Below are 17778 nucleotides of genomic sequence, written 5' to 3'. Positions count from 1 at the left end.
AAAGCGGGCCGCCATTTTCGCCTCCGCCGGTTGGGGCCGTTCATGACCGACCTCTCTTTCAGATATTTCATACACATTTTCAGGCCCCTTCCTATCCCGAGGAGAGACTTGCCCACAGGGCTTTCTGCCTTGTAAACAAAGGGTTGCAGCTCCCCGGCAAAACCATGCCAGGCACGGTTTCCTCCCGATTATTTCGTAGAAGAATGTTACCGATGAGCAGGCAATGCATCGATTACCGAGGTTTTCTGGCATAATCGCGCCCCCTTATGACCGGGTCAGAAAACCTTCATGATCGATTTATTCAGCGGACTGGATGCTTGGGTGCTTGTGAGCCTCTTGCTCGCCCTGGCTTTTGTCCTCGCCTTCGAGTTCATCAACGGCTTTCATGACACCGCTAACGCGGTTGCCACTGTTATCTACACCAAAGCCATGCCGCCTCACCTGGCGGTGTTCTTTTCCGGTGTGTTCAATTTCCTCGGCGTGCTGCTGGGCGGCGTGGGGGTGGCGTACGCCATCGTTCACTTGCTGCCGGTGGAACTGCTGATCAATGTGAACACCGGACACGGGCTGGCCATGGTGTTCTCGCTGCTCGCAGCGGCCATCACCTGGAACCTGGGCACCTGGTACTTCGGTATTCCGGCGTCCAGCTCCCACACGCTGATCGGTTCGATCCTCGGCGTCGGCCTGGCCAATGCGCTGATCAACGATATCCCGTTGGCCGACGGGGTGAACTGGCAGAAGGCGATCGATATCGGCGCTTCCCTGGTGTTCTCGCCCATGGCCGGTTTCCTGATCGCCGCCCTGGTGTTGATTGGCCTGAAATGGTGGCGTCCGCTGTCGAAGATGCACAAGACGCCAGAACAGCGTCGCAAGATCGACGACAAGAAGCACCCGCCGTTCTGGAATCGCCTGGTCCTGGTGATCTCGGCCATGGCAGTCAGCTTTGTCCACGGTTCCAACGATGGCCAAAAAGGTATCGGCCTGATCATGCTGGTGCTGATCGGTATCGTGCCGGCGCAGTTCGTACTCGACCTGACCAGCACCACCTACCAGATCGAGCGTACGCGTGACGCGACCCTTCACCTGAGCCAGTTCTACACGCGCAACAGCGACTCCCTCGGTGAGTTCCTGGCCCTGGGCAAAAGCGTCGAAGGTGATCTGCCGGAGAAATTCCGTTGCAACCCGCAACAGACCGAACCGACGATCAACGCCCTGCTCGATACCCTCAAAGGCGTGGCGGACTATCACTCGCTGCCGTCGGAAAGACGTATCGAGGTTCGTCGCTACCTGCTTTGCCTGGACGACACGGCGAAGAAGGTCGGCAAGTTGCCAGGCCTGGCGGCCCGCGAGAAAGACGACCTGAACAAGCTGCGCAAGGACCTGACCGCCACCACTGAATACGCCCCGTTCTGGGTGATCCTGGCGGTTGCCCTGGCACTCGGCCTGGGCACCATGGTCGGCTGGAAACGCGTGGTACTGACCATCGGCGAGAAGATCGGCAAGCAAGGCATGACCTATGCCCAAGGCATGTCGGCGCAGATCACCACCGCGTGCATGATTGGCGCGGCGAACATCTTCAGCCTGCCGGTTTCCACCACCCATGTGTTGTCTTCCGGCGTGGCGGGCACCATGGTCGCCAACAAGAGCGGCCTGCAAGGTGGCACCGTGCGCAACATCCTCCTGGCCTGGGTGCTGACCCTGCCAGCGACAGTCGCCCTGTCGGCCGGGCTGTTCTGGCTGGCATCCAAGGCCTTGGGCAGCTGATTCCAGCGGCTCACAAAAAAGGTGCGTTCCTTGCGGTTCGCACCTTTTTTTATGCCCTGACGTCCGACACCTGTGGGGGCGAGCTTGCTCGCGATAGCGGTATGTCTGTAGAGGCATGTGTTGACTGACCCACCGCCATCGCGAGCAAGCTCGCTCCCACAGTTGATGGGTATCGGGCCGGGAAATCACGCACAAAAAAAAGGGCGACCGAAGTCGCCCAAAATGCCTTGCGTGCTCGTTGTCGCTGGAAAGGCCTACGGCTTTTTGCGCTTGTGAGCGTCTTTCCAGATGAATAATCCGAAACCTGCGAAAAACACGAACATGAGGCCAACCGTCAATACACCGGCAAACACCACATTATCGATAAACATGACTGGCCTCCTGGTCTTGTCCCTGTTGCGATGGGTTCAAGTTAACCAATCAGGCCTGGATGAAAATTGACCGGCGTCAATAACGCCCGCAACGGGGCGCGAAGAGGGGGAAATAACTGATCTGCATCAATGGATCGAGGGGGTGTCAGCGCTTTTTCGGTTTGTTTTTCGGCTTTTTCTTCGGTTTGCCCAAAGGCATCGCCTGTTCGAAAGCCTGGCGAACTTCATTGAGGCGCTTTTCATTGAGGTCGTGAACGCGCTTGGCGCGTTCGGCACTGAAGTCGATCAGTTTGTCGTCTTGGCTCATGGCGTACGGCATCGTGCTGTAAATGGCGATGCGCCCATGATGCGGGCTGTCGGCCATATTGGCAAAGCCCGGGTCAGATCTGGATATCGACCCACAGGCCCTGGCGCGATTCACCCTCCACCAGCGGGACAACCGGCACGGTGTTATCGGCGTTCAGTTCCGTGCCGGGGACCGCCAGGTGCTCCTCGGGATCCTCATCCGCTTCACGGCGGCGCCGGTTGCGCTCCTGCTGGCGCTGCTGTTCCTCGCGCAATAGCAGCGCGGCCTCTTCCGGATCACGGTTCTGCAGGTCAATGGTGCTTTCGTTGGAGCTTTGTTGCACCGGGACCACGGGCGGTATGTCCGGTCGCTGGCGAACCGGATCCTGTTGAGCGGTGATGGGTACGGCGCTCAAAGGGAGCATGGGTGGCAACATAAAGGTCTCCTGTCTTCAGGTTGTCGGCCAAGGGAGATGCGGCTTGAACCGCTGGTCCGAAACTTGTGACCTGGTTGGCATTACGCCCCGGCAGGACACAAGCTTGTTTGATCACCGAGCCCGCTTAAGTTCCCTTGGATCACTGACGGACAAGTCGCCGCGAAGGCTGCATGCGTGCGTAAATCCTTTGGTCTGACGGAGCATTCCGTTAAGATAGCCGGCTTTTTCAAGGCGGGAGTCAGGCAGCATGGCGCAGCAGTATCAACCGGGGCAACGCTGGATCAGTGACAGCGAAGCCGAGCTGGGTTTAGGCACCGTTCTGGCACAGGACGGCCGCTTGTTGACCGTGCTCTATCCGGCCACTGGCGACACTCGCCAGTACGCGCTACGGAATGCGCCCCTCACTCGCGTGCGGTTTTCGCCGGGTGACGTGATCACTCACTTCGAAGGCTGGAAAATGACCGTGCGCGAAGTCGATGACGTCGACGGGCTGTTGGTCTATCACGGCCTCAATGCACAGAACGAAGTCGTCACGCTGCCGGAAACCCAACTGTCGAACTTCATCCAGTTCCGCCTGGCGAGCGACCGCCTGTTCGCCGGCCAGATCGATCCCCTGGCGTGGTTTTCCCTGCGCTACCACACGCTTGAACACACCAGCCGCCAATTGCAGTCCCCGCTGTGGGGGCTGGGTGGCGTACGTGCCCAGCCGATTGCCCACCAATTGCACATCGCCCGCGAAGTGGCCGACCGCATCGCGCCACGCGTATTGCTGGCGGACGAAGTGGGCCTGGGCAAGACCATCGAAGCCGGCCTGATCATTCACCGGCAGCTGCTCTCCGGCCGTGCCAACCGCATCCTGATCCTGGTGCCGGAAAACCTCCAGCACCAATGGCTGGTGGAAATGCGTCGGCGCTTCAATCTGCAGGTTGCGCTGTTCGACGAAGAGCGCTTTATCGAAAGCGATGCCAGCAACCCGTTCGAAGACACCCAACTGGCGCTGGTGGCGCTGGAGTGGCTGGTGGAGGATGAGAAGGCCCAGGACGCACTGTTTGCCGCGGGTTGGGATCTGATGGTCGTCGACGAAGCTCACCACCTGGTGTGGCACGAAGATCACGTCAGCCCCCAATATGCGCTGGTCGAGCAATTGGCCGAAACCATCCCCGGCGTGTTGCTGCTCACCGCGACCCCGGAGCAACTCGGCCAGGACAGTCACTTCGCCCGCCTGCGCCTGCTGGACCCGAATCGTTTCCATGACCTGCAGGCCTTCCGCGCCGAAAGCGAAAACTATCGCCCGGTGGCCGAGGCCGTCCAGGAGCTGCTCGACAAAGGTCGACTGTCGCCCGAAGCCCACAAGACCATCCACGGCTTCCTGGGCAATGAAGGCGAAGCACTGCTGACCGCCGTCAACGATGGCGACATCGAAGCCAGCGCCCGCCTGGTTCGCGAGCTGCTGGACCGCCACGGCACCGGCCGCGTGCTGTTCCGCAATACCCGCGCCGCCGTACAAGGCTTCCCCGAGCGCAAGCTGCACGCCTACCCACTGCCGTGCCCGGACGAATACCTCGAACTGCCGTTGGGCGATCACGCCGAGCTGTACCCGGAAGTCAGCTTCCAGGCCCAGCCCGACGCCAGCGAAGAAGAGCGCTGGTGGAAGTTCGACCCGCGCGTCGAGTGGCTGATCGACCAACTGAAAATGCTCAAGCGCACCAAGGTCCTGGTGATCTGCGCCCACGCGGAAACCGCCATGGACCTGGAGGACGCCCTGCGCGTGCGCTCCGGCATTCCTGCCACGGTTTTCCACGAAGGCATGAATATCCTCGAGCGTGACCGCGCCGCCGCCTACTTCGCCGACGAAGAGTTCGGTGCGCAAGTGCTGATCTGTTCGGAAATCGGCAGCGAAGGCCGCAACTTCCAGTTCGCTCATCACTTGGTCCTGTTCGACCTGCCATCGCACCCCGACCTGCTGGAGCAGCGGATCGGCCGCCTGGACCGGATCGGCCAGAAACACACCATCGAGCTGCACGTGCCCTACCTGGAAACCAGCCCGCAAGCGCGGCTGTTCCAGTGGTATCACGAAGCGCTGAATGCCTTCCTCAACACCTGCCCGACCGGCAACGCCTTGCAGCACCAGTTCGGTCCGCGCCTGTTGCCGTTGCTGGAAGAAGCCGACGATGGCGACTGGCAAGCGCTGATCGACGAGGCCCGCGCCGAGCGCGAGCGCCTGGAAGCCGAGCTGCACACCGGTCGCGACCGCCTGTTGGAGCTCAATTCCGGCGGCGCAGGCGAAGGTGACGCGCTGGTCGAAGCGATTCTCGAACAGGACGACCAGTTCGCCCTGCCGATCTACATGGAGACCCTGTTCGACGCCTTCGGCATCGACAGCGAGGACCACTCCGACAACGCGCTGATCCTCAAGCCGAGCGAAAAAATGCTCGACGCCAGTTTCCCGCTGGGCGACGACGAAGGCGTGACCATCACCTATGACCGCAACCAGGCGCTGTCTCGCGAAGACATGCAGTTCATCACCTGGGAGCACCCGATGGTGCAAGGCGGCATGGACCTGGTGCTGTCCGGCTCCATGGGCAATACCGCCGTGGCGCTGATCAAGAACAAGGCGCTCAAGCCCGGCACCGTGCTGCTGGAACTGCTCTACGTCAGCGAAGTGGTTGCCCCGCGCTCGCTGCAACTTGGCCGCTACCTGCCACCGGCCGCCTTGCGCTGCCTGTTGGACACCAACGGCAACGACCTGGCGGCCCGGGTCTCGTTCGAGACCTTGAATGACCAGCTCGAAAGCGTGCCTCGCGCCAGCGCCAACAAGTTCATCCAGGCCCAGCGTGACCAGCTCGCGCCGCGGATCAATGCCGGCGAAGAGAAGATCACCCCGCGTCACGCCGAACGCGTGGCCGAGGCCCAACGTCGCCTGGCGGCTGATACCGAGGAAGAACTGGCCCGCTTGACCGCGCTGCAAGCGGTGAACCCCACTGTTCGGGACAGTGAGCTGGAGGCTTTGCGCCAGCAGCGTGAGCAGGGGCTGGCGATGTTGGAGAAAGCGGCGTTACGGTTGGAGGCGATTCGGGTGTTGGTGGCGGGCTGATTTTCGGCTGGGTTATGGGTGTATACCCATTTCTTCAGCCATAAGCTGACCTGATGCTGTTTCACTGCGTTTCCCTTGTGGGAGCGAGCCTGCTTGCGAAGGGGCCGGCACATCCAGCAGCATCATCGACCGTGGCATCGCCTTCGCGAGCAAGCTCGCTCCCACACTGGTTTATCAACAGCCACTGGTCTTGCGTACGCCGCAGCCCCTGTGGGAGCGAGCCTGCTCGCGAAAGGGCCGGTACATCCAGCATCATCATCGACCGTGACATCGCCTTCGCGAGCAAGCTCGCTCCCACACTGGTTTATCAACAGCCACTGGTCTTGCGTACGCCGCTCCCACAGGGGTTCTCCAACAGTCACCAGTCTCATGTTAGAAACTCAAGGACTGTAATACCCCACCGCCACCAGGAAATGTCCTGCCTTCTTCAGATACGCATGCTTGTTTTCAACCCTCCCCGTCACCGGATTCTTCCAGCGATACTCATATTCCCCCGCGTCCTGCTTGCCGATCATGGCCAGGATCGGCTCGCCCACAGGCTTGCCGTCCGGATCCTTGATCTTGGCGAAATCGGTATTGATCAACCGCAGGTTGGTGCCGTGCCCAACATAGCGACGGGTATCGAGGTCAACGACAAATACATATAAGTCGTCCTGAAGGTAGCCGCCCTTGAGCGAGTTGATTGCCGTCAGCGTGGTTTTTTCGTTCTTCAGCAAATCACCCGCTGCTTTGTCCAACAGCGCCCTGGCCTGTTCGGCGGAGGCCCTTGGCAGGTAGTAGCCGACGGCGAGGATCCGCTCGCCGACCCGCTGGAAATACACATGCTTGCGCTCGACCTTGCCGTCCGCCCAGTTCTGCCATCGATAATCAGCTTGCTGGATACCACTGGCCTCGGGGGTTTTCAGCGCCTCTTTGAAGGCCTTGCGCAGGTCAGGTCCCAGCACCTCGGAAACGTCGCGACCGATCAACGCTGACGAAGGACCGCCGCTGGCAAGCATTACACCTTGGGTGTCGACCACGAACACGTAGCGGTCCTTGTCGACGAATTCGCCTTGGCGGCTGAACGCGGCGAACGCTTTGTCGCCGTTATCGTGGTAGTAGGCCAAGGCCTTTTCCAGCAATGCCCGGGCCGCCTGGCCGTCGTCCGGTGCGGCGGCCTGGGCCTGGGCCAATATCAGCAGTGCGGCCAGCCCGGCCAGCCTTCGAATAAACCCCATGCGCGCGCCCTCGTTCTTGTTGGTGTTTCAAGAGCGTAGACGGCGTGGGGTGAGTAGGAGCTGCCGAGTGCAACGAGGCTGCGATCTTTTCCCTGACCATTGAGTCTTGAGCGAAAGATCAAAAGATCAAAAAGATCAAAAGATCGCAGGCTTCGCCAGCTCCTACGGGGGGGGAGGCGCTGGTCAAGAGCTGCCCAGGCTTATTGGGACCGAGCGCTCAGTTGTTGCTGCAGGTACTGAATCTGCGATTGCAACGTGTTGATGTTGCGGGTGACCTGGCCACGGAACGCATCGAATTCGGCGGTGTTGCCCGAACGGTTGTCCTGCTGGCTCTTGAGCACGACCATGTCCTGCTCCAGGCGTTCGATGGCCGAGTTGGAAGTGGCTCGCTTCAGGGCCGTGATGTCGGCACCGATGCTCTTGAGCTGGGCATCCAGGGCTCCGCCCTCGCCTTGGTTCTTCAGGGCGGTCACTTCAGCCGTCAGCGTCTTGAGCTGGGCCTGGAGTTCTTTATTGGCCGCTTGCAACTGAGCGGTGGCGTTTTCCTGTGCGCTGGCCTGGGTAATGATCTGGGCCAGTTCCTTGCCCAGGTCATCGGACGGACCGAACGCGCCTTGCTGCGGCTTGTTCACTTCCTGCAACCGGCTTTCGAATTGCCGACCCTGTTCCTGCAGCTTGTTGTCCAACTGCTTGATCTGCAATTTCAGAGCTTCACTGTCGCTCATGACATTTGACTGGCCGGCGACGACCTTGCCGGAAATGTCCTGCAAGCGCCCCGCCGCATCCTCGCTGATCCGGGCGAAGCTTTCCTGGGTGGCCACCAGTTGCTGTTCCATCAGGGAAATCTGCTGGAAGCTCCACCACGCCAGGAAAGCGAAAGCACACAGCAGCGCGCCGATCAGTGCCCACAACGGCCCTGTGCTCGGCCCCTTGACCTTGGCCGCCGCCACGGGCGCCGGACGTGCTTGCACGTGGGGCTGGCGGTTGGGCATGAAGTCATCGTCATCGGGAATGTCGGCCCGCATCCGCAGGCTCGGTACATCATCGAAGTCGTCGTTGGCATCGTTACGCATGGGCATGGGTCTAACCTTTGGGAAACCGGGGATGGCTTGATGTGGCGAGTATAACCCCCTCGCCCGCCGCACCCATTGACCCCGAACCGGGCACTCGGTTCACGACGGGGCGATCAGCGGGCGTCCTGGACACGCCACCAGGCGCAAAATTCATCGAGGGCGGTCCACAAGCCGACCTGTGGATCATAATCGAGATAATGCCTGGCCCGACTGATGTCCAGGGTGAAATTCTTGTTCATGACCTGCATGCCCAGGCGCGACAGCGTCGGTTCAGGGCGACCGGGCCAAAGCGCGCACAAGCCTTCGTTCACCGCACCAAGGCTGTACGCCAGCCCGTAGGACCGATAACGCCTGACCTGTGGAACTTCCATTTTTCGCATGACGTAGTTGACCACGTCCCACAGCGGCACCGGCGTCCCGTTGCTGATGTTGTAGGCCTTGCCCAACGCCGAATCCGTGGCCAGCAGGCTGCTGAGCAGCGCTTCATTGAGGTTCTGGACGCTGGTGAAATCCACCTTGTTCAGTCCGTTGCCGACAATCGCCAGCCGACCCTTGCGCTGCATTTTCAACAGGCGCGGAAAAATGCTCATGTCTCCGGCCCCGGTGACGAAGCGCGGCCGCAGCGCCAGCACTTCCAGGCCGAATTCCTGGGCGCCGAAGACTTTCTGTTCCGCCAGGTATTTGGTGGCGGCATAGGGATGCCTGAAGCGCTTGGGCACTTGTTCTTCCGTCAGCCCCACGTGGTCACGGCCATCGAAATAAATGGACGGGGACGACAGGTGCACCATCCGCCGAACCTTCTGCTTGAGGCAAGCCTCGACAACGTTTTCGGTGAGCTGGACATTACCCAGGTGAAAATCCTGATAGCGACCCCACAGCCCTACCGAGCCGGCGCAATGCACCACCGCATCAACGTCCCGGCACAGTTCACGGGCCAGTTCCGAGTCGCTCAGGTCGCCAGGGATGAATTCGGCGCCGCGCCTCACCAGGTGCTCGACGCTTTCGGCCCGGCGGCCGTTGACCCGAACATCCAGGCCTTGCTCCAGGGCGAAACGCGCAAAGCGTCCGCCGATGAAGCCGCTCGCGCCGGTGACGAGAATTTTCATGTAGTGCTCCTAAATCAGTTTCGAGCCACAAGCCACGAGCTGTAAGCCAGTTGCGATCAGCTCACCACTTGCAGCTCGCTGCTTGCCGCTGCGATCAGTTGTTCAGTCAACAAGCCGAGCAACTGCCCGCCATTGCGCCAATGATGCCAGTACAGCGGCACATCGATCGGTTTATCTGCCACCAATTCCACCAGTTCGCCCCGCTCCAGTTGCTCACGGACTTGTAATTCAGGCACCAGCCCCCAGCCAAGTCCCGCCTCGGCAAGGCGAATGAAACCTTCGGATGAAGGGCACAGGTGATGCTCGAAACCACCTTCGACGCCGAGGGAAGCGAGGTATCGGTGCTGCAGGAAATCATCCGGGCCGAACACCAGCGCCGGCGCGCGGGCCAGTTGATCGGCGCGCACTCCATCGGGGAAATGCCGGGCGATGAAGGCCGGATTGGCAAGGGCACGGTAACGCATGGCCCCCAGCAATACGCTGCGGGCACCGGCCACGGGACGCTCGCTGGCACAAACACAAGCCGCCACTTCGCCAGCACGCATGCGCTTGAGGCCAACGGTCTGGTCCTCTACCACCAAGTCCAGCAACAGATGCTGTTCGGCGCAGAACTTCCCCACGGCACCGGCCCACCACGTCGCCAGACTGTCGGCATTCAAGGCAATCCGCAGGCGCTCGGGGAGTCCCTCCTCGTCCAATGCTGGCACCAGGCTTTGCAGATCACGCTCCAGCAACCTGACCTGCTGGACATGGTTGAGCAGACGACGGCCGATCTCGGTCGGCGCCGGCGGCGTGGCGCGCACCAGTACGGGCTGGCCAACGCGTGCCTCGAGCAATTTGATCCGCTGGGAAATCGCCGATTGCGACAATCCCAGAACCTGGGCGGCACGTTCGAAACCGGCCTGCTCGACCACGGCCGCCAGGGCGGAAAGCAATTTGTAGTCGAACATCAGTTTTCCTAATGAGCAATCAGCAAGATTGGTTTTTCTTATAACTCGACGAACCGGAGAATGGCCAGCATTGCGAACCCGGATGGAGAACTACTTATGTGGCAAAGCTATGTGAACGGCCTGCTGGTGGCCCTCGGGTTGATCATGGCAATTGGCGCCCAGAATGCCTTCGTCCTCGCCCAGAGCTTGCGCCGCGAGCATCACTTGCCCGTGGCGGCGCTCTGCGTGACCTGCGATGCGCTGTTGGTGGCTGCCGGGGTATTCGGGCTGGCAACCCTGCTGGCCCAAAGCCCGCTGCTGCTGTCGATCGCCCGCTGGGGGGGCGCCGTATTCTTGCTCTGGTACGGCAGCCAGGCATTGCGCCGGGTCTTTTCGAAACAAAGCCTGCAACGGGACGAGAAACAGGCGGCGCGCTCATTGGGCACGGTGCTGCTCAGTGCGTTGGCGGTCACGTTGCTCAACCCTCACGTCTACCTCGACACCGTGCTGCTGATCGGTTCCCTCGGCGCCCAGCAAAGCGTACCCGGTGCGTATGTCCTGGGGGCGGCCAGCGCCTCGCTGCTGTGGTTTTCCATTCTCGCCATCGGTGCCGCGTGGTTGGCGCCCTGGCTGGCCCGGCCCGCTACTTGGCGCGTCCTGGATCTTCTGGTGGCGGTAATGATGTTCACCGTGGCGATGCAGTTAATCGTCTCGGGCTGATATTCCAAACCGCTCTGGAACCTCTATCCCACACAGTTGTTGCGTGGTTATGCCGCACCCCCGGTGCTATGATCCGACTCCTGCGCCCAAAGAGTACAAACTCGCTGGCGCTAGTCTGGCCGCCCGTGATCGGCCTTGCGCTCACCGCAACTGACCTGATTAGGAGAATCACCATGGCTTTCGAATTGCCGCCGCTGCCGTACCCACACGACGCACTGGCGCCACACATCTCCAAAGAAACGCTGGAATACCACCACGACAAGCACCACAACACCTATGTCGTGAACCTGAACAACCTGGTGCCTGGCACCGAGTTCGAAGGCAAGACCCTGGAAGAAATCGTCAAGACTTCCTCGGGCGGTATTTTCAACAACGCCGCTCAGGTCTGGAACCACACCTTCTACTGGAACTGCCTGGCGCCAAACGCCGGCGGTCAACCAACCGGCGCCCTGGCTGAAGCCATCAACGCCGCCTTCGGTTCGTTTGACAAGTTCAAGGAAGAATTCAGCAAGACGTCCATCGGCACCTTCGGCTCCGGCTGGGGCTGGCTGGTCAAGAAAGCGGACGGCTCCCTGGCCCTGGCCAGCACCATCGGCGCCGGCAACCCGCTGACCAGCGGCGACACCCCGCTGCTGACCTGCGACGTCTGGGAACACGCCTACTACATCGACTACCGCAACCTTCGTCCAAAGTACGTCGAAGCGTTCTGGAACCTGGTCAACTGGAAGTTCGTGGCTGAGCAGTTCGAAGGCAAGGCCTTCACTGCGTAAGCTGTGATGCCACTAAAAACGGCGCGTTCCCGACGGGAAGGCGCCGTTTTTTTTGGGCAACTGAATTGTTTCGTGGGAGTGGGCTTGCTCGCGAAAGCGGAGTGTCAACCAACGGATAGGTTGTCTGACACACTGCCTTCGCGAGCAAGCCCGCTACCACAACAATCTTCGCGGTGAACGAGCGATCTTGCACCAGGCAAAAGACCTCGCGTCTGAAATCCAACAAAAAAACCCACCAGGCCTCAAGTTGCAGGCCCTTCCAACCGAAACAATGGTCGTAGAGTAATCACTCTGTAAACACCGTATAACGGCCAGGTTTCAGGCGAAAACCCTTGTGTTTGATTGTCCCTTTGACTGACATCACAGGATTGCCAATACTCATGGCAACTTGACGCTACCCGCACGGAACAAGGAATCTCTCTTTGAAGCTGGAACTCAAGAACAGCTTGTCTGTGAAGTTGCTCCGGGTCGTGCTCCTCTCGGCATTGATCGTTGGCTTGATCTTGAGCTGTGCCCAGATCGTGTTCGATGCCTACAAAACCAACCGGGCCGTTACTGACGACGCCCAGCGCATCCTCGATATGTTCCGCGATCCTTCTACCCAGGCGGTCTACAGCCTGGACCGGGAAATGGGCATGCAGGTGATCGAAGGGCTGTTCCGGGACGAAGCCGTGCGCATGGCGTCCATCGGCCACCCTGGTGAAACCATGCTCGCGGAAAAGACCCGGCCTTTGCAGCATTCCAGGAGCCGTTGGCTGACCGACCTGATTCTTGGCCAGGAACGAACCTTCACCACGCAGTTGGTGGGTCGTGGCCCCTACAGCGAATATTACGGCGACCTCAGCATCACCCTGGACACCGCCACCTATGGCCAGGGTTTCATCATCAGTTCGGTGATCATCTTCACTTCCGGAATGCTGCGTGCCTTGGCGATGGGCCTGGTGTTGTACCTGGTCTATCACTGGCTGTTGACCAAACCCCTGTCGCGGATTATCCAGCACCTGACCGAAATCAACCCCGACCGCCCCAGCGCGCACAAGATCCCGCAACTGCCGGGGCACGAGCACAATGAGCTGGGCCTGTGGATCAATACCGCCAATCAATTACTCGCCTCCATCGAGCGCAATACGCACCTGCGTCATGAAGCAGAGAACAGCCTGTTGCGCATGGCCCAATACGACTTCCTGACCGGCCTGCCCAATCGCCAGCAACTTCAGCAGCAATTGGACAAGATCCTGGTGGACGCCGGGCGCCTGCAACGCCGCGTAGCGGTGTTGTGCGTAGGGCTGGATGACTTCAAGAGCATCAATGAACAATTCACCTACCAGACTGGCGACCAGTTGCTCTTGGCCCTGGCCGACCGGCTGCGTGCCCACAGCGGTCGTCTCGGCGCCCTGGCGCGACTGGGCGGTGACCAGTTTGCCCTGGTCCAGGCCGATATCGAGCAACCCTACGAGGCCGCCGAACTGGCCCAGAGCATCCTCGACGACCTGGAAGCGCCGTTCGCCCTCGATGATCACGAGATTCGCCTGCGCGCCACGATTGGCATCACCCTGTTTCCCGAAGACGGCGACAGCACGGAGAAACTGCTGCAAAAAGCCGAGCAGACCATGACCCTGGCCAAGACCCGCTCGCGCAATCGCTATCAGTTCTACATCGCCAGCGTCGACAGCGAGATGCGGCGCCGCCGCGAATTGGAAAAAGACCTGCGCGAAGCCCTGGCCCGTGGACAATTCAGCTTGGTGTACCAGCCGCAGATCAGCTACCGCGACTTGCGCGTGGTGGGCACCGAAGCCTTGATTCGCTGGCATCATCCCGAACACGGCCTGGTGCCGCCGGACCTGTTCATTCCCCTCGCCGAGCAGAACGGCACCATCATCGCCATCGGCGAATGGGTGCTGGACCAGGCTTGCAAGCAATTGCGCGAGTGGCACGACCAGGGCTTCGTCGACATGCGCATGGCGGTCAACCTGTCCACCGTGCAGTTGCACCACGCCGAGCTGCCACGGGTGGTGAACAACTTCCTGCAGATGTACCGCTTGCCGCCACGGAGCCTGGAACTGGAAGTCACCGAGACCGGCCTGATGGAAGACATCACCACTGCTGCCCAGCATCTGCTGAGCCTGCGTCGCTCCGGAGCGCTGATCGCCATTGATGACTTCGGCACCGGTTATTCGTCACTGAGTTACCTCAAGAGCCTGCCGCTGGACAAGATCAAGATCGACAAGAGTTTCGTCCAGGACCTGCTCGATGACGAAGACGACGCGACCATCGTCCGTGCCATCATCCAGTTGGGCAAAAGCCTGGGGATGCAGGTCATTGCCGAAGGCGTCGAAACGATCGAGCAAGAGGCCTACATCATTTCCGAGGGCTGCCACGAAGGCCAGGGCTACTACTACAGCAAACCCCTGCCGGCCCGGGAGCTGGGCCTCTATCTGAAGCAGGCGGAGCGCATCAAGGCCTCCATCGTCTGATCCCTGCTGCCATGCACCTGTAGGAGCTGGCGAAGCCTGCGATCCCTTGATGTTCGCTTGGGATTCAAGGGTCAATCAAAGGATCGCAGCCTCGCTTCGCTCGGCAGCTCCTACAGACGCCGCCGAAAGGCGGCGATCTGCATTATCAAACAAGAAATATTTACAGCCGCACCCTTTACACATAATGCAAATCTTTCGCATTATGTCGCAGTTTTTGCGCACCCTCGCGCCAGCCCCACTCATCATCGAAGCAGGATCTACGCCATGATTCGTATGCCTCTGGCTACCGCCAGTCTGTTGGCCATCGCCATTTCCCTCGCCGGTTGCGGCGAAGGCAAGGACAAGGCCGCCGCGCCGCAAGCGCCAACGCCGGCCGCCAGCGCCGCTGCACCGGCGGCCCCCGCTGCCGCTGGCAAGATCGACGAAACCGCCGCCAAGGCTGTTGTCGCGCACTACGCCGACATCGTCTATGCCGTCTACAGCGATGCCGAATCCACCGCCAAGACCCTGCAAACCGCCGTCGACGCCTTCCTCGCCAAGCCGAATGCCGACACCCTGAAAGCCGCCAAGGCTGCCTGGGTTGCCGCGCGCGTGCCTTACCTGCAGAGCGAAGTGTTCCGCTTCGGCAACACCATCATCGATGACTGGGAAGGCCAGGTGAACGCATGGCCCCTGGACGAGGGCCTGATCGACTACGTCGACAAATCCTACGAACATGCCTTGGGCAACCCGGGCGCCACCGCCAACATCATCGCCAACACCGAAGTCCAGGTTGGCGAAGACAAGGTCGACGTCAAGGACATCACCCCGGAAAAACTCGCCAGCTTGAACGAGCTGGGTGGTTCCGAGGCCAACGTTGCCACCGGTTACCACGCCATCGAATTCCTGCTGTGGGGCCAGGATCTCAACGGTACCGGCCCTGGCGCCGGCAATCGCCCGGCCTCGGATTACCTGGAAGGCGCCGGCGCCACTGGCGGCCATAACGACCGTCGTCGTGCCTACCTGAAGTCCGTGACCCAATTGCTGGTCAACGACCTGCAGGAAATGGTCGGCAACTGGAAGCCGAACGTGGCCGACAACTACCGCGCTACCCTGGAAGCCGAACCGGCCGAAACCGGCCTGCGCAAGATGTTGTTCGGCATGGGCAGCCTGTCCTTGGGCGAACTGGCGGGCGAGCGCATGAAAGTTTCCCTGGAAGCCAACTCCCCGGAAGACGAACAGGATTGCTTCAGCGACAACACCCACAACTCGCATTTCTACGATGCCAAAGGCGTGCGTAACGTCTACCTGGGCGAATACACCCGCGTCGACGGCACCAAGATGACCGGCGCCAGCCTGTCGTCCCTCGTGGACAAGGCCGACCCGGCCGCCGACACCGTGCTCAAGACCGACCTGGCCGACACCGAAGCCAAGATCCAGGTCATGGTCGATCACGCCAACAAGGGTGAGCACTACGACCAACTGATCGCTGCTGGCAACACCGCGGGCAACCAGATCGTACGCGACGCCATCGCCGCCCTGGTCAAGCAGACCGGTTCGATCGAACAGGCCGCGGGCAAGCTGGGCATCAGCGACCTGAACCCGGACAATGCTGATCACGAGTTCTGATCCATGTTGGACGATTGAAAAAGGCGACCTTCGGGTCGCCTTTTTGTTTGAGCCCATCCAGCACGTGGACATAATGAGAACCCGTGGCGAGGGAGCTTGCTCCCGCTGGGGCGCGAAGCGGCCCTCTGCGGTGTGTCAGTTAGATCAAGGGGGCTGCCACGCAGCCCAGCGGGAGCAAGCTCCCTTGCCACGGAGCTCGGCGCCCCTCTCGGCTATCGCTGCAACCTCGCCAACCTGGCTTGGATAAACCGCCGCTCCGGCAACTGCTGCGTCAGTTCAAGCGCCCGGCGATACGCCGCCCTCGCCTCTTCCACCCGCCCCAACTGCCGACAGAACTCCGCCCGCGCCGAATGGGCCAGGTGATAGTCGGTCAATTCGCCCCGGCCCAATATCCCGTCGACCAGCTGCAGCCCCGCCTGTGGCCCGTCGCGCTTGGCCAGGGCGGCCGCCCGGTTGAGTTCGATCACCGGTGATGGCACCGCGCGCAAGAGCACGTCGTAGAGGCCGACGATCTGCGGCCAGTCGGTCTCTTGCGCCGTCGGTGCCTCGGCGTGCACCGCAGCGATCGCCGCTTGCAGGCAATAAGGCCCGAACCGCCGGGTATTGAGCGCCGCCTCGACCATGGCGCAGCCTTCGGTGATCATGGCGCGATCCCACTGCGACCGGTCCTGCTCGTCCAGCAACACCAACTCGCCGGTCAATGAGGTTCGCGCCGGCCGCCGCGACTCGTGCAAGAGCATCAATGCGAGCAGCCCCATGACTTCGGCTTCGGGCAGCAACTCCATCAACAGGCGCGCCAAACGGATGGCTTCGCGCGTCAGGTCTTCGCGGGTCAATTCGGCGCCCATCGATGCCGAATAGCCCTCGTTGAACACCAGGTAAATGACCCGAAGCACACTGTCGAGCCGCTCAGGCAGCTCCGTGCGGGACGGCACCTGATAGGGAATCTTCGCGTCGCGAATCTTTGCCTTGGCCCGCACGATGCGCTGGGCAATGGTCGCTGGCGCGGCGAGGAAGGCCCGGGCGATTTCCTCGGTGGTCAGGTCACAGACCTCACGCAGGGTCAACGGCACCTGCGCGTCAGCCGCCAGTGCCGGGTGACAACACGTGAAAATCAGCCGCAGCCGATCGTCTTCCACGTCTTCATCGCTCCACTCGGTTTGTTCCAGTTCTTCAAGCTGGGCAATCAGCATGGGCTGCGAGGCGGCGAAGCGCGCCCGCCGACGCAGGCTGTCGATTGCCTTGAAGCGTCCGGCCGATACCAGCCAGGCCCGCGGGTTATCGGGCACACCGTCACGCTGCCAGCGCTCGACCGCGATAAAGAAGGCCTCGTGCAGGGCTTCCTCAGCAAGGTCGAAATCCCCCAGCAGGCGAATCAGGGTCGCCAGGATTCGCCGCGAGTCCTGGCGATAAACCTGCTCGACCCGCGCCTTGACCGCGTCGGCGGGCATCAGGCGGACAGGCCTTGGATCACCGGCCTGATGGCTCGGCTGGAAACAGGCTCAAGCCTCATGAAAGCGCTCCCGTGGAGGATGGACGTTCAGGGATTCAATGGCCGCACAGGCCGGACCTCGACGCAGCCAACCCGGGCCGCCGGTATGTTGCCGGCGACCTGGATAGCTTCGTTCAGATCCTTGGCGTCGATCAGATAGAAGCCCGCCAGTTGCTCCTTGGTTTCGGCGAACGGGCCGTCGGTCATCGACAGCTTGCCGCCGCGCATGCGCACCGTGGTGGCGGTTTGCACCGACTCCAGGGCTTCGGCCGCGACCATCCGGCCGCTGCCCTGGATCGATTCGGCGTAGGCCATGCATTCGGCGTCCTCGGGACTGTCCGGCGAGTTATGCAGAACCTGTTCGTTGCTGTACACCAGGCATAAATACTTCATGGAAAACTCCGTGATCGGACTGATCGACAAGGATGGCAGAAGCGA

Annotated in this window: 15 protein-coding genes; 6 read left to right on the top strand and 9 right to left on the bottom strand. The window is 61.1% G+C overall.

Translation table 11 applies throughout. The annotated features are described in order from the left end of the window. Positions 1–288: 288 nt before the first annotated feature. The gene (locus tag M8Q45_RS03800; protein WP_198798223.1) at positions 289–1764 is read left to right on the top strand and encodes an inorganic phosphate transporter; all 1476 of its coding nucleotides are present in this window, start codon (positions 289–291) and stop codon (positions 1762–1764) included. 254 nt (positions 1765–2018) lie between these two features. On the opposite strand, the gene ccoM is transcribed toward M8Q45_RS03800, so the two are convergent. From ccoM to M8Q45_RS03790, 3 genes are all read right to left on the bottom strand, one after another. Then, entirely contained in the window at positions 2019–2135 is a 117-nt protein-coding gene (gene ccoM / locus M8Q45_RS28360) for a cytochrome c oxidase subunit CcoM (RefSeq protein WP_030139315.1), read from the bottom strand. A gap of 145 nt (positions 2136–2280) precedes the next feature. Further along, positions 2281–2499: a hypothetical protein gene (locus tag M8Q45_RS03795; protein ID WP_249877405.1), complete on the bottom strand. Its 219-nt coding sequence runs from the start codon at positions 2497–2499 to the stop codon at positions 2281–2283. Between the two features lie 16 nt (positions 2500–2515). Next, complete coding sequence (locus tag M8Q45_RS03790) at positions 2516–2857, bottom strand: hypothetical protein (protein ID WP_030139316.1); 342 nt, start codon at positions 2855–2857, stop codon at positions 2516–2518. Positions 2858–3104: 247 nt separating this feature from the next. Between M8Q45_RS03790 and rapA the strand changes: the two genes are divergently transcribed. Then, a complete protein-coding gene (rapA, locus tag M8Q45_RS03785) occupies positions 3105–5951 on the top strand; it encodes an RNA polymerase-associated protein RapA (RefSeq protein WP_249873627.1) in 2847 nt (948 codons plus the stop codon). Positions 5952–6331: 380 nt separating this feature from the next. Here rapA and M8Q45_RS03780 read toward each other — a convergent pair whose 3' ends face one another. From M8Q45_RS03780 to M8Q45_RS03765, 4 genes are all read right to left on the bottom strand, one after another. After that, a complete protein-coding gene (locus M8Q45_RS03780) occupies positions 6332–7168 on the bottom strand; it encodes a cache domain-containing protein (RefSeq protein ID WP_249873626.1) in 837 nt (278 codons plus the stop codon). Between the two features lie 200 nt (positions 7169–7368). Beyond that, positions 7369–8247 (bottom strand): hypothetical protein, encoded by an 879-nt coding sequence (locus M8Q45_RS03775; RefSeq protein WP_030139319.1) that lies wholly within the window; start codon positions 8245–8247, stop codon positions 7369–7371. 107 nt (positions 8248–8354) lie between these two features. Further along, positions 8355–9347: an NAD-dependent epimerase/dehydratase family protein gene (locus M8Q45_RS03770; protein WP_249873625.1), complete on the bottom strand. Its 993-nt coding sequence runs from the start codon at positions 9345–9347 to the stop codon at positions 8355–8357. A 56-nt stretch (positions 9348–9403) separates the two neighbouring features. Then, positions 9404–10297, bottom strand: a complete 894-nt coding sequence (locus M8Q45_RS03765) for a LysR family transcriptional regulator ArgP (protein WP_249873624.1) — start codon at positions 10295–10297, stop codon at positions 9404–9406. Between the two features lie 96 nt (positions 10298–10393). Here M8Q45_RS03765 and M8Q45_RS03760 point away from each other — a divergent pair, with 96 nt between their 5' ends. The 4 genes from M8Q45_RS03760 (at position 10394) to M8Q45_RS03745 (ending at position 15848) form a co-directional block, all read left to right on the top strand. After that, positions 10394–10996 carry a LysE/ArgO family amino acid transporter gene (locus M8Q45_RS03760; RefSeq protein ID WP_249873623.1) on the top strand — a complete coding sequence of 201 codons (603 nt, stop codon included), beginning with the start codon at positions 10394–10396 and terminating at the stop codon, positions 10994–10996. Between the two features lie 173 nt (positions 10997–11169). Beyond that, positions 11170–11766 (top strand): superoxide dismutase, encoded by a 597-nt coding sequence (locus M8Q45_RS03755; protein WP_030139323.1) that lies wholly within the window; start codon positions 11170–11172, stop codon positions 11764–11766. Positions 11767–12188: 422 nt separating this feature from the next. Then, entirely contained in the window at positions 12189–14240 is a 2052-nt protein-coding gene (locus M8Q45_RS03750; protein ID WP_249873622.1) for a putative bifunctional diguanylate cyclase/phosphodiesterase, read from the top strand. A gap of 264 nt (positions 14241–14504) precedes the next feature. Then, positions 14505–15848 (top strand): imelysin family protein, encoded by a 1344-nt coding sequence (locus M8Q45_RS03745; protein ID WP_249873621.1) that lies wholly within the window; start codon positions 14505–14507, stop codon positions 15846–15848. Between the two features lie 212 nt (positions 15849–16060). On the opposite strand, the gene M8Q45_RS03740 is transcribed toward M8Q45_RS03745, so the two are convergent. After that, positions 16061–17299, bottom strand: coding sequence for an RNA polymerase sigma factor (locus tag M8Q45_RS03740; protein ID WP_249873620.1), 1239 nt, complete (start codon positions 17297–17299; stop codon positions 16061–16063). Between the two features lie 89 nt (positions 17300–17388). Next, positions 17389–17733: a YciI family protein gene (locus M8Q45_RS03735; RefSeq protein WP_249873619.1), complete on the bottom strand. Its 345-nt coding sequence runs from the start codon at positions 17731–17733 to the stop codon at positions 17389–17391. Positions 17734–17778: the final 45 nt, after the last annotated feature.

The organism is Pseudomonas sp. T1.Ur, assembly GCF_023516725.1.
Classification (GTDB): domain Bacteria; phylum Pseudomonadota; class Gammaproteobacteria; order Pseudomonadales; family Pseudomonadaceae; genus Aquipseudomonas; species Aquipseudomonas alvandae.
This window is presented reverse-complemented; position numbering and strand designations above follow the sequence as displayed.

Bases quoted from the DNA above. Each gene is read 5' to 3' on its own strand.
- M8Q45_RS03800 (WP_198798223.1), top strand. From the start codon at position 289: ATGATCGATTTATTCAGCGGACTGGATGCTTGGGTGCTTGTGAGCCTC.
- ccoM (WP_030139315.1), bottom strand. From the start codon at position 2,135: ATGTTTATCGATAATGTGGTGTTTGCCGGTGTATTGACGGTTGGCCTC.
- M8Q45_RS03795 (WP_249877405.1), bottom strand. From the start codon at position 2,499: ATGGCCGACAGCCCGCATCATGGGCGCATCGCCATTTACAGCACGATG.
- M8Q45_RS03790 (WP_030139316.1), bottom strand. From the start codon at position 2,857: ATGTTGCCACCCATGCTCCCTTTGAGCGCCGTACCCATCACCGCTCAA.
- rapA (WP_249873627.1), top strand. From the start codon at position 3,105: ATGGCGCAGCAGTATCAACCGGGGCAACGCTGGATCAGTGACAGCGAA.
- M8Q45_RS03780 (WP_249873626.1), bottom strand. From the start codon at position 7,168: ATGGGGTTTATTCGAAGGCTGGCCGGGCTGGCCGCACTGCTGATATTG.
- M8Q45_RS03775 (WP_030139319.1), bottom strand. From the start codon at position 8,247: ATGCCCATGCGTAACGATGCCAACGACGACTTCGATGATGTACCGAGC.
- M8Q45_RS03770 (WP_249873625.1), bottom strand. From the start codon at position 9,347: ATGAAAATTCTCGTCACCGGCGCGAGCGGCTTCATCGGCGGACGCTTT.
- M8Q45_RS03765 (WP_249873624.1), bottom strand. From the start codon at position 10,297: ATGTTCGACTACAAATTGCTTTCCGCCCTGGCGGCCGTGGTCGAGCAG.
- M8Q45_RS03760 (WP_249873623.1), top strand. From the start codon at position 10,394: ATGTGGCAAAGCTATGTGAACGGCCTGCTGGTGGCCCTCGGGTTGATC.
- M8Q45_RS03755 (WP_030139323.1), top strand. From the start codon at position 11,170: ATGGCTTTCGAATTGCCGCCGCTGCCGTACCCACACGACGCACTGGCG.
- M8Q45_RS03745 (WP_249873621.1), top strand. From the start codon at position 14,505: ATGATTCGTATGCCTCTGGCTACCGCCAGTCTGTTGGCCATCGCCATT.
- M8Q45_RS03740 (WP_249873620.1), bottom strand. From the start codon at position 17,299: ATGCCCGCCGACGCGGTCAAGGCGCGGGTCGAGCAGGTTTATCGCCAG.
- M8Q45_RS03735 (WP_249873619.1), bottom strand. From the start codon at position 17,733: ATGAAGTATTTATGCCTGGTGTACAGCAACGAACAGGTTCTGCATAAC.